Raw genomic sequence first — 11,416 nt, 5'->3', positions numbered from 1 at the left:
GCACGAACTCGGCCCACGCCCCGCCGCCTAACCTGTGCGCCGCCTAACCTGTGCGCCGCCTAACCTGTGCCGTGCCTCAGGCTGTGCGCCGCCTGACCTGTGCGGTGCCTCAGGCTGTGCGGTGCGCAGCTTGTGGCTTGGTCAGCTGGCCTTCTGCTCGGCCTCGGGGCGTGCTGGGCCCAGGGCGTGCGTAGCCCGTAGCCCTCTTGATCTGCGGGCCGTCTGGTCTGGTCGTGCTGGGCTGTGGGTGCCCGGGAGTTGTCGGTTGGTGCGCCGAACGAGTTTCCGACGCGAGTTGTGGGGCGGGTGGGGGTTAGCCGAAGAGGCCGCCCAGGAGGCCGCCGAGGATTTCGGCTGCGCCGCCTGCGATTTCTCCGGCCACGTCTCCGGCGATGTCGCCCGCTATCCCGCCCGCCGCGTCGGCGATCACGTTGCCTGCCACTTGGCCCGCGTATCCGGCGACGGCGTTGCCGAAGGCGTCGACAGGGACGCCGCCGACGTAGCCCGCCACGTTCTGCGCATAACCGGCGACGTCTCCTCCGACCGCGCCGATGGCCATCCCGCCCGCGATCCCGGCCGCGGCCGCGCCGCCGACCAGGCCCGCCGCGGCGATGCCGTGGTGCCCGCGATGACCGTGGTAGTGCCCCGGCGGACTGTGATGGACGTGCATAGGCGGCGGCGCGGGATGACCATGGGCCGCAGGCGGGTAGGGCCCCGGGCCCGGCGGCGCCGGTGGCGGCGGACCGTTGTGTCCCGGCGGTCCGTACGGCGCTGGGCCTCCCGGGGCGGGTGGCGGCGGACCACCGGGTGCCGCGCCTACCGGCGGCGGCCCCCCGTATGGCCCACCGGGCGGAGCGCCGTGCGGGGCGTGCCCTGAAGGCGGCATTGGCGGGCCGCCATGTCCCGGCATGGGCGCGTGTGCGCCTGGGGTGCCCGGGAGTGGGGACGGAGGACCGCCGTGGCCGGGCGTTGCTCCATACGCCCCAGGGCTGCCGGGGGGCGGGGGAGGAGTGCCGGCCGGTCCGGGCATGGGTGCGTGTGCGGCCGGGCTACCCGGGAGCGGGGACGGTGAGCCGCTTTGCCCGGGCATGGGTGCGTGTCCCGCCGGGCCTCCCGAAAACGGGGAGCTGCCGTGGCCGGGCATTGGTGAGTGTGCGGGTGGGCTGCCGTGGCCGGGCATGGGTGCGTGCGGGGGCGCGCTGCCCGGGGGCGGCGGGGGGAAGCCGGGGCTACCGCCGCCGGGGTGGTGTGCCGGGTTGGGCGGGGGATACGCGGGGCCGCCCGGTGGGGGCGGGGCGTGGCCTGGGGTGTGCATGGGCGCGGGTGATTCGCCCGGCGCGGGTGCGGGTGGCGGGAACTGGACATTCCCCGGCCCGCCGTACTCGCCATATTCACCCGGCCCCCCGTAGGACGCGGCGGCGGGCTGTGCGGGTGATCCGCCCGGCGGCGGTGGGGGCGGCGGGAACGCTGAGGGGCCGCCGGGCGGTGGCAGGGGCGACTGGCCCGGGGGCGGCGTGGGGCCGCCGTGCGCGGCGCCGGGGCCGGACGCCGTGCGCGGCAGCGCGACCGCGGCCTCCAGCCATCGGGTGATCTTGGCGTTCCAGTCGGTCTCGGCGGCCTCCGAGTGCGGCACCTGGAAGACGCCGAACGACTCGTCCGAGGGGGTGTCGCGGTCTTCGGCGCGCAGGACGAACGCCATGCTGCGCGGGCTGGCGACGAAGCTCAGCCCGACCTTGTCGACCCGTCCCTGGAACGACGTCGGCGGGTTGAGGTGGATCTCCTGGTGGAACGGCAACTGCTGGGACACGCCCCGCAGCTTGGACGACTCGAACGTCACGTTCGTGATCTGGAAGCCGAGCCGGGCGATCGCGGCGAGCACCCACTGCTGCGACTCCAGCGGCTCGACCGAGATCGGGTCGACGTCGCCCGGGTCGGGCTGCCCCTTCGCGTCGACCTCGGTGCACATGCCGATCGTGAAGCCGGGCAGCTCGTGTCCGAGGACGGTGGTGAACGGCAGCTCGTACGGCAGCGGGATGGAGAACGAGAGGTCGCGCTGCTGCGCCGCGTCCAGCCGGAACCCTCGGGTGAGGGCGCCCCGGTACACCTCGGGGCCCGCCGTCTCGCCGCCGTAGCCGTCCTGCATGCGCGGCATGAGCGCGAGCGTGACGTGCCGGATCTCCACGGGACCGGAGCCGCCGCGCAGGTGCACCTTGCCCGCCACGACCCCGCCGGGCTTGCAGTTCGGCTCCGACAGGATCGTGTCGACCGACGGACCGCCGCCTGCCATCTGCCCGTACGACACCGGCCGTTCCCCTCTCCCGACCGCGGGGACGCTTCCCCGCGCATGTCAGCCCGCGCGAACCGGCCCCGCCGAGCGTCCGCGAGGAGTCCGCGGGGCCGGGCCGTCACGCGTTAGACCAGTCCAGCATGCCATCGGTTCACGCCACGAAACGGACAACGGAACCAACTCGTCCGGCATCCCGGGAAATGCCCCGACCGCCGATGTGACGCGCTATTCCTTTGTGGTGACCGTGACGGTCGCGTAGCCGAGTTTCTCCAATGGTTCGCGGATCTGGGCGGCGTCGCCGACGGCGATGACGGTGAGCGCCTCCGGGTCGATGTGCTTGCGGTACGCGCGGGCCACACCGTCCGGGGTGGACGCACGGACGGCGGCGAGGTAGGCGCTCGGGTAGTCGGTGCCCAGCCCGTTCGCGGACACGTCGGCCAGCTCGGCGGCCACGGAGCGGGCCGTCTCGTACTCGGCGGGCGCCCGGTCGGCCAGCGCGCGGACGGACGAGCCGTGCTCGTCCGCGTCGATTCCCCGGGACACGATGCCGCGCAGCTCCGTCAGCGCGTCCGCCACGGCGTCGGCCGTGACCTCGGTGTGCACGGCGCCCTGCGCGATGAACAGCCCGCAGTGCCGCATCCGCAGCAGCCCGGCCCGCATCCCGTACGTGTAGCCCTTCTCCTCGCGCAGCACCGCGTTGAGCCGGGACGTGAGCCCGCCGCCCAGCACGTGCGACGCGACCATCAGCGACGGCCAGTCGTGGTGGGAACGGTCGGGCACCCCGTGCCCGAACCCGAGGTAGGTCTGCACCGAGCCGGGACGGTCGACGACGACGATCCGCGCGGACGACTCCGGCATGACCCGGTCGGCGGTCGGCAGCGGCTCGCCCGAGGGGGCCCAGTCTTCCAGGGCGGCGCTGAGCGCGGTGTCGGGGTCGGCCCCGGACAGGTCTCCGGCGACGACCGCCGTCGCCTCGGCGGGCACCACCGAACCGTAGAAGGCGCGCACGTCCGCCCCGCCGAGAGCCTCGACCGGCCCGCGGCCGCCGCCCGTCGGACGGGACGCCCGCGCGTCCGCCGGGAACATCACCGCGCGCAGCTCGCGCATCGCGCGCGACCCGGGGTCGGCGTCCTCCTGGGCGATCTCCTCCAGCCGCTCGCGGACGAGGCGCCGCACGTCGGAGTCGTCCAGCGCGGGGCGCCGCACCACCGACGAGAACAGCTCCAGCGCCGCGCCGAGCCGGGTGACCGGGACGTCCAGCGCGATGCGCAGCGCCGTCAGGTCGGCGGCGGCGTACAGGCTGGCGCCGAGCCGCTCGAAAGCGGCGGTCAGCGCGGTGCCGCCGCCCGGTTCGGTGCCCTCCAGCAGCGCCCGCGCGGCGAGCGTGGCGACGCCGTCGCGGCCCTCGGGCTCCCGCCCGGCACCCGCGTGCAGCACGAGCCGGACCGCGGCGAGCTTGCGTCCGGGCAGGTCGCAGCGCAGCGTCGCCGGACCGGCCGGGACGCGGCCCGCGCTCGCGGCCGGGAACGCCCACGCCGGGACGGGCCCGGGGACGGGACGGGGCTGCAGCTCCAGGCCGCTGGTCACGAGGTGCCTCCGTAGGTCAGGGCGGTGCGGGCGCCGGGCGCGAGCCAGCGGCCCGCCATCTCCTTGATCGCGTCCCCGGTGACGGCGGCGGCGCGGCCGGGGGCGGTGAAGACCCGGGCCGGGTCGTCGAACTGGGTGGCGTTCTGCGAGAGGGCGTTGGCGAGGCCGGTGACGGTCTCGGTCTGCTCCAGGAAGCCGCGCTCGGCCTGGGCGGTGGCGCGGGCGGTCTCGTCGGCGTCCGGGCCGTGGGCGGCGAACCGTTCGAGCTCCTCGTCGAGCACGGCGGCGATCTTGTCCGGTTCCGGCCCGATCGCGTCCACGATCGCCAGGGACGGGCCGGACGCCAGCCGCGTCACCCCGGCCCACACCTCGGTGGCGATCTCGTCGCGCCGCACCATCCGGTCGTAGAGGCGGGACCCGGAGCCGCCGCCGAGGATCTCGACCGCCAGCTCGGCGGCCTCGACGTCGTCGCCGCCGTCGGTGGGCAGCGTGAACATCGCGAAGTAGGCGGGGGAGGGGACCTCCTCGTCGAGGGTCTCCTCACGCACGCCGGTCAGCGGACCGAGCTCGCCGGGCCGCGTGGGCGGCTTCGCCGGGCCCGCCGGCAGGCCGCCGAAATAGCGTTCGACCGCCTCGATGGTCTTCGCCGGGTCGACGTCGCCCACCACGGACAGGACGGCGTTGCCCGGCGCGTACCAGGTGGCGAAGAAGTCGGCGCAGTCTTCGAGGGTGGTGGCGTCGAGGTCCTCCATGGAGCCGATCGGGGTGTGCGCGTAGGGGTGGCCCGAGGGGAACGTCAGGTCGCAGAGCCGCTCGAAGGCCGTCCCGTAGGGCTGGTTGTCGTAGCGCTGGCGGCGCTCGTTCTTCACCACGTCGCGCTGGTTGTCGAGGTTGGCCTGGGTGAGCGCGGCGGGCAGCGTGCCCATCCGGTCGGCCTCCAGCCAGAGCGCGAGCTCCAGATGGCTGACCGGCACCGTCTCGTAGTAGTTCGTGCGCTCGAACGACGTGCTGGCGTTGAAGGCGGCGCCCGCGCTCTCCAGCAGCGCGGCGTGCTCGCCCTCGGCGACGTTCGCCGAGCCCTGGAACATGAGGTGCTCGAAGAGGTGGGCGAGGCCGGTGCGCCCGGCCCTTTCGTGGCGTGAGCCCACCCCGTACCAGATGTTCACGGCGGCCAGTGGTACGACATGGTCCTCGCAGACCACCACGCGCAGGCCATTGCCGAGCCTGTGCTCATGCAGCGGCTGTTCTGCCACGGAGCGCTCCCGTCCGTTCGAATGGTTCGGCTGGCGGACAGCACCGCGCGCGTCGGCGGGACGTGCCCAGGCGGCGGGCTTGATCTCGGTCTTCACCGTACCGGGTGCGCGCGGCCTCGGGAGCGCTCGCGCGAACCTGTGGATAACCCGGGAACCGAAGCCGGGAACGGGGCGGCGGAAGGCCGGGGCGGGAGGTCGGGGAGGCGCGCGGGCGGCGCGAAGATCAGGACGACGCGGACTCGTGGGCCGCGATCGCGTCCTCGAGGGAGTGGTGCAGGACGAAGATCTTGGTGAGCTGGGTGACGTGGAAGACCCGGCGGACCCGGTCGTTGACGCCCATGAACGACATCGTCCCGTCGCGCGCCCGGAGCCGGTGGTAGATGCCGACCAGCACGCCGAGGCCCGTGGAGTCGAGGAACGTGACCTCGCCGAGGTCGATGACGAGGTGCGTGCCGCCGTTGTCGATGATGTCCAGGAGCGCCTCCCGTAGCCGGGGGCTGGTGAAGACGTCGATCTCGCCGCTGATCTTCACCACCGTGAGGCCCTGTTCGACGCGGTGCTCGACGGCGAAGTCCACCGCCGCTCCTTTCTGCCGATGGTCGCCTCGGGGGCCGGGAGCCGGGGATCCGGGGGCCGGGCCCGAGTGGGGACTGTCTTGCTACCCGTGTGACGCGCCGTTACGCCCCGCCAACGGGATGTCGCACTCCGACCCCACCAAGCGCACCGGTTTCACACCGTCCGCCCACCCGCACGCCCAACTGCGCGTCCATGACGGACCTCAAGCGGTGCGGAACAGGGCCCACACCACTTTGCCGTGCGGCAGCGAACGCCAACCCCACCGGACGCTGAACGACTCCACCAGGTGCAGGCCGCGCCCCGTCTCGGCGATGTAGTCGGGCTCTTTGCGCCGGGGCGCGGCCCGGCTCGCGTCGATGATCCCGCAGAGCAGCCAGGGCGGCTGGTGGCCGAGCCGGAGCCTTATCGCGGACGGCGCGGAGCCGAGCGGGTCGGTCGGGTCGTCGTACACGCCCTCGTGGTGCACGTCGTGGCCCGGCCGACTGCGAAACGCCCCCCCGCTGTGCCGCAGTGCGTTCGTGACGAGTTCGGAGACGACGAGCCCCACGTCGTCGCTGAGTTCGGTGACGCCCCATTCGGTGAGGCGGGACACCGCGAAATGCCGTGCCTCGGTGACGGACTCGGGATCGGGCGCGACGGTGAAGGAGACCGTGTGCCCCTGCATCGCGGTCAATGCCGTCAGGGCAGTGTCCAGGGGATGTGGCAGGTCAGACGATTCCGGGACGGGCGTGGACCGCGCGGCATGGTCGTGCGAGCCGGCCGGCCCCACGACGGGACCCAGCTTCCATCGCGTGTCGTCGTGCGCGTGGCGTGACGTCATTCCAACCGGACCCCGCAGAGTGATCTTGTTGTGCCGCCGTGGATCGGAAGTCTCGTGCGTTATCCTGCGCATCGTAGCGTGCGAATGCAAGGCCCAATGCACGTGCATCCGCGTGGTGAGGGTGTGGGGCGGCGCGGGCGGCACGCAAGTGATCGGAGGTAACCGCAGGATACCGAGGCCAGTGGCACACTAGGTTCGCTGTCCGCCGAATAGCCGGAGGTTGGGCGTGACTCCAGAGACGCCGGGAAGCGGGTCGACCGTTCGCCGGATCCTGCTCGGGTCGCAGCTGCGCCGTCTGCGTGAGCAGAAGGGCGTGACCCGTCAGGACGCCGGCTACGTCATCCGCGCGTCGGAGTCCAAGATAAGCCGCCTCGAGCTAGGGCGAGTCAGCTTCAAAGAGCGAGACGTGGACGACCTGCTCTCGCTGTACGGCGTCAGCGACAAGACAGAGCGCGAGGCGCTGCTGCAGCTAGCGCGGGAGGCCAACACTCCCGGTTGGTGGCACCGTTACAACGACGTGTTGCCCGGCTGGTTCCAGACCTATGTGGGCCTGGAGGAGTCGGCGGCGTTGATCCGCACATATGAACTGCAGTTCGTTCCGGGACTGCTGCAGTCGGAGGGGTATGCGCGAGCGGTGATCCGCCTCGGCAACGCAGGTGCCGCCGAACACGAAATCGACCAGCGCGTGGAACTGCGCCTGCAACGCCAGGAACGCCTCACGGGACCGGAAGCTCCGCGCCTGTGGGCGGTCGTGGACGAGGGGGCGCTGAAGCGTCCCATCGGCGGTCCGGAGGTGATGAGAGGCCAGTTCGAGCATCTCATCGAGATGTCGAAACTGCCCAACGTCACCATCCAGATCATGCCGTTCAGGTTCGGTGGACACGCGGCCGAGGGAGGCGCGTTCACGATCCTGCGCTTTCCCGAGCAGGACCTGCCGGACGTGGTTTACGTCGAGAACCTCACCGGCGCCATGTACCTGGACAAGCGCGACGACGTCGACACGTACCTGCAGGCGATGGAACGCCTGTGCGTCGACAGCGCGACCCCGGAGCGCACCGTCGAGCTTCTTGGTGATCTTCTCAGAGAGACATGATGCTCCAGACCGACTACGACAACGGGATGCCCGCCACCGACCTCCGCGGGGCTCGGTGGCTGAAGTCCCGGCGAAGCAATTCCCAGGGGAACTGTGTGGAAATCGCCGAGCTGCCCGGCGGGCAGGTCGCGATGCGCAACTCCCGCCATCCCGAGGGCCCGGCCCTCATCTACACCCGTCACGAGATCGAAGCGCTCATCCTTGGAGCCAAGGACGGCGACTTCGACCATCTCATCGCCTCCCGTAACTGACACTCACCAGAAAACCCGCCAACCAACCGCCGCCTGACTCCCGTTCGAGGCGGCATGCCGAAAGGCGACGGGTCGACACCGGTCACCCAACGTCGACCCGTCCGCCACCACGCAGAGGCCACCCCATTGGCGCGAGGGTGGCCTTTCGCTTTGGTGCGTGTGCGTCTCAGCCGCAGTTGGCATAGGCGGCGGTACGGCCGTTGCCGCCGAACCGGACGCACGCGCCCGGCGCCTTCACATACACCGGCCCGGCGTACCAGGCGAACGACCCGCTGTCGACGACCTGGCTACCGCCCTGCTTCTGGATCCACACCGAGACCGGGGACTTGGTCCCCACGTGCTGCGTTTTCATCGTGACGGCGCAGTTGTACCCGGAGCTGTTGTAGAGCTGGTAGGCGGTGCCGCCGGAAACGCCCATGGACCGCTGCACGTAATAACCGCCTCCATGGCCGCCGCTGTTGCACGCGGCCTGCGGCGTGTACTTGTTGGCCGGTTCCTTAGTGGGAGTGGAGGCTCCGCCCCCTCCGCCCTTGGTCGACGTAGAGCCGGGCTGCTGCGGTGCCCCCGGTTGCTGGGACGAGTTGGGCCCAGCGGGTGTCGGGCTCTGCTTCCCCTGGGGCTGACCCGGTTTCGGCTTCGTCGGGTTCCGGGCGTCGCCTCCGGCCACCGCCCCCTGCCCGTCTTGCGCGCCGTTCTGGTCGGCTGCCGCGACCTGGTGGTCGTTGCCCTTGTCGTCACCCGACCTTGTCGCGGCCCATACGGAGCCGCCCGCGATGACGGCCGCCACTGCGGCGGCGGCCGCGATGGGAACGACGAGCCGACCCCGCTTCCTGCCGCCCGCCCCATGACCGCTGGACGAGCCGGAGGGGAACACTGGGGGCGCGCCACCATGACCCGCCTCGAAGTAAGACGGGGGCTGGGGCGCGGTCCTGTTCCTGGGCGAGGAGGGATCGGTGACCTGGTCCGGTGGCAGGAGCGCCCCGGCCATGTCGGACGGCGCCGCATGCGGATCCGTCGAGCCACGGCCCCGATCCCCGGCGGCGCTGTTCATCTCGGCCGGGAACGCGGGCAGCGGCTGGACGGGCGCCTCGGCCGCCGACGTGCCGCTCGCCGCCCCGACAAGGCGTTCCTGCGCTTGGCGCGCGGTGGGACGCTGCGCGGGCTCCTTGGCCAGGCACGCCGAGACGAGTTCGCGCATCGGACTGGGCAGGTCGCCGAGATCGGGCTCACCGGTCAGGATGCGGTGCATGACCGAGGCCATCTCGTCATTGCCGAAGGCGGGACGTCCCGTGGCGGCGAACACCATGGTCGTGCCCCAGGCGAACATGTCCGAGGCGGTGCTGACCTCCGCGCCCGTGAAGTGTTCGGGCGCCATGTAGGCGGGCGTGCCGACGTTCTGCGTCTCTCCGGCCGCGCCCAGCGCGCGCGCCACACCGAAGTCGATGACGCGGGGGCCGTCCGGTCCCATCATCACGTTGTGGGGCTTGAAGTCGCGGTGGACGATCCCCGCCTGGTGGATCGCGGTCAGCGCGGTGAGGGTACTGATGGCGAGCCGTTCCAGTGCACCGCCGGTACGTGGTCCGTCTGTCCGCACCACGTGATGGAGGGACAGCCCGGGAACGTACTCACTGACGATGTAGGGCTGGTCGCCCGCGACGTCGGCGTCGAGTACCTGCGCGGTGCAGAACCGTGCGACGCGCTTGGCGACCTCCAACTCGCGGACGAAGCGCGCGCGGGCGGAGGTGTCTCCGGCCAGGCCGCCGTGGAGGAGCTTGATGGCGACGTGGTCCACGGCGGGGACGTCCCCACCGGCGCCGACCCGCCGCCCCAGGAACACCGATCCCTGCCCGCCCTCGCCCAGGCGGCCCACGATCTCGTACCCGCCCAGCTCGATCGGGTCGCCCGACCGCAGCGGCAGGGCGTCCGGCATCGTCCTGTCCGTCACACCACTCGCTCCCCGTCACTCTCCGGCTCGGTCACTTCGGGCTCGCCGACCTGGACCGCGCACCAGCCTAGGGGCAGAGGATGATAGGCGCTTCCGCGGGCGGTTGATCTAGTGAGTGGCGCCGGGACGCTAAATGGACTACAGTCCGATTCATGGGAGGGGAGAACCGGTGACAGAGCGCGGCCCTGTCGGCGGCCGGAGCGTCGATCTTGAGCTGATGCGCACGCCGCCGCCCAAGGAGCGCGCGGACGCGGCGCGGAACCGGGCCAAGGTGCTCGAGGCCGCCGCCCGCCTGTTCGCCGAGCATGGCGTCGAGTCCGTCTCGATGGACGCGGTCGCCAACGCGGCCGGGGTCGGCAAGGGGACCCTCTTCCGCCGGTTCGGCGACAAGGCGGGGCTCGCCGTCGCCCTCCTGGACGAACGGGAACGCGACCTTCAGGACGCGATCCTGTCCGGACCGGCTCCACTGGGCCCGGGTGGGGTGGATGCGGTCGTTGCGCCGTCCGAACGTCTACTCGCCTTCGCCGACGCCTATCTGGACTACGTCCTCGACCATCTGGCCCTGGTGCGGATGTCCGAGACCGCCTCGCCGGGCGCCCGGTACCGCATCGGCGCGTACGGCTTCTGGCATCGGCACCTGACGATCCTGCTCGACCAGTCGGTCCCCGACGGGGACGGGCTGGCGCACGCGCTTCTGGCCGTCCTCGGTGCGGAGCACCTCACCGCGATGGTCGAGAGCGTGGGGGCGGAACGCGCGCGCGCCGCCGTCCACGCCCTCTTCGGCGCGGTTGGGGCCGGGCCAGGGGATTCCTAACGAAAAAGCTGGGTCAGGCCGGGTCGGGGCTACGCCGCTTGGTGCGCCGCTCCGCCCGGCCCTCTTCCCCGCCCGGCGGACCCTCCGGGGCGTGATTGCGTTCCAGCCGCGCGGCGACCGCGAGGGCGCGCAGCGACGTGGTCTTCACGTGTTCGTGTTCCCTGTTGGAGCGGGTCCTGGGGATGCTGCTCGGCACGGTTCACCTCCATGGATCGCGGACATGGGTGCTACCCGGCTCGCGGGCTTTCGCACAGTAGTTGCAACCGCAAGATCTTTCGGGCTATTCCGAGTGATCGTTCCGTTTAGGGCGCCGTCCGGATCCGGCCTCGTGCTGGCTATCTAGGTTGTATTCCTAACTAGCTGGCGTTACGGTCTAGCTAGTCAACCGATACGAGGAGGGCGGCCATGGCACCCGACCGCCGGGCCAGCTGGCTCAAGGGCGTCCTCGACCTGCTGGTGCTCGCGAGCCTGACCCGGGGCGAGAGCTACGGGTACGAGATCGCCAAGACGCTCGCCGACGCGGGCCTGGGGCAGATCAAGGGCGGAACCCTCTATCCGGTCCTCAACCGCCTGGAGGAGGCCGGTCTGGTCTCCGCGGAGTTCCGGGTCGCCGAACGCGGCCCGGGCCGCCGCTACTACCACCTCACCGACGAGGGCCGCGCGACGCTCACTGAGCAGAGCGCGCTGTGGCTCGCCTTCGACGAATCCGTGCGCACGATGCTCACCCAAGGAGCGGACCGATGACGAGCCCCTACTTCCAGGAACTGGCGCAGCGGCTATACGCCCGCGG

The 11,416-nt window shown here is 71.8% G+C and carries 11 protein-coding genes; 4 read left to right on the top strand and 7 right to left on the bottom strand.

Annotated features, from left to right (window positions below; all coding sequences use genetic code 11):
• Nucleotides 1-313: 313 nt before the first annotated feature.
• From FXF68_RS44495 to FXF68_RS17880, 5 genes are all read right to left on the bottom strand, one after another.
• The gene (locus FXF68_RS44495; RefSeq protein WP_187437975.1) at nt 314-2,302 is read right to left on the bottom strand and encodes a sporulation protein; all 1,989 of its coding nucleotides are present in this window, start codon (nt 2,300-2,302) and stop codon (nt 314-316) included.
• 210 nt (nt 2,303-2,512) lie between these two features.
• The gene (locus FXF68_RS17895) at nt 2,513-3,874 is read right to left on the bottom strand and encodes a M16 family metallopeptidase (RefSeq protein WP_148760500.1); all 1,362 of its coding nucleotides are present in this window, start codon (nt 3,872-3,874) and stop codon (nt 2,513-2,515) included.
• The gene (locus FXF68_RS17890; protein ID WP_148760498.1) at nt 3,871-5,127 is read right to left on the bottom strand and encodes a M16 family metallopeptidase; all 1,257 of its coding nucleotides are present in this window, start codon (nt 5,125-5,127) and stop codon (nt 3,871-3,873) included. The genes FXF68_RS17895 and FXF68_RS17890 overlap by 4 nt, the downstream gene beginning before the upstream one ends.
• Nucleotides 5,128-5,350: 223 nt before the next feature.
• Entirely contained in the window at nt 5,351-5,704 is a 354-nt protein-coding gene (locus tag FXF68_RS17885) for an STAS domain-containing protein (protein ID WP_148760496.1), read from the bottom strand.
• 201 nt (nt 5,705-5,905) lie between these two features.
• A complete protein-coding gene (locus tag FXF68_RS17880) occupies nt 5,906-6,367 on the bottom strand; it encodes an ATP-binding protein (protein ID WP_148760877.1) in 462 nt (153 codons plus the stop codon).
• A gap of 427 nt (nt 6,368-6,794) precedes the next feature.
• On the opposite strand from FXF68_RS17880, the gene FXF68_RS17875 reads away from it, so the two are divergent.
• Both FXF68_RS17875 and FXF68_RS17870 read left to right on the top strand, forming a co-directional pair.
• Entirely contained in the window at nt 6,795-7,616 is an 822-nt protein-coding gene (locus FXF68_RS17875) for a helix-turn-helix domain-containing protein (protein ID WP_083981040.1), read from the top strand.
• The gene (locus FXF68_RS17870; protein ID WP_370671582.1) at nt 7,613-7,867 is read left to right on the top strand and encodes a DUF397 domain-containing protein; all 255 of its coding nucleotides are present in this window, start codon (nt 7,613-7,615) and stop codon (nt 7,865-7,867) included. Before FXF68_RS17875 ends, FXF68_RS17870 begins: the two co-directional genes overlap by 4 nt.
• Before the next feature lie 166 nt (nt 7,868-8,033).
• Here FXF68_RS17870 and FXF68_RS17865 read toward each other — a convergent pair whose 3' ends face one another.
• Complete coding sequence (locus tag FXF68_RS17865) at nt 8,034-9,812, bottom strand: serine/threonine protein kinase (protein WP_246178762.1); 1,779 nt, start codon at nt 9,810-9,812, stop codon at nt 8,034-8,036.
• A 169-nt stretch (nt 9,813-9,981) separates the two neighbouring features.
• On the opposite strand from FXF68_RS17865, the gene FXF68_RS17860 reads away from it, so the two are divergent.
• Entirely contained in the window at nt 9,982-10,626 is a 645-nt protein-coding gene (locus tag FXF68_RS17860; RefSeq protein ID WP_246178761.1) for a TetR/AcrR family transcriptional regulator, read from the top strand.
• A gap of 13 nt (nt 10,627-10,639) precedes the next feature.
• Here FXF68_RS17860 and FXF68_RS17855 read toward each other — a convergent pair whose 3' ends face one another.
• Nucleotides 10,640-10,822 carry a hypothetical protein gene (locus FXF68_RS17855; protein ID WP_148760492.1) on the bottom strand — a complete coding sequence of 61 codons (183 nt, stop codon included), beginning with the start codon at nt 10,820-10,822 and terminating at the stop codon, nt 10,640-10,642.
• A 209-nt stretch (nt 10,823-11,031) separates the two neighbouring features.
• On the opposite strand from FXF68_RS17855, the gene FXF68_RS17850 reads away from it, so the two are divergent.
• A complete protein-coding gene (locus FXF68_RS17850; RefSeq protein WP_148760490.1) occupies nt 11,032-11,370 on the top strand; it encodes a PadR family transcriptional regulator in 339 nt (112 codons plus the stop codon).
• Nucleotides 11,371-11,416: the final 46 nt, after the last annotated feature.

The sequence above is a fragment of the Actinomadura decatromicini genome (assembly GCF_008121305.1).
Classification (GTDB): domain Bacteria; phylum Actinomycetota; class Actinomycetes; order Streptosporangiales; family Streptosporangiaceae; genus Spirillospora; species Spirillospora syzygii.
Note: the sequence above shows the minus strand (reverse complement) of the source record. Positions and strands in the feature narration are given on the sequence as shown.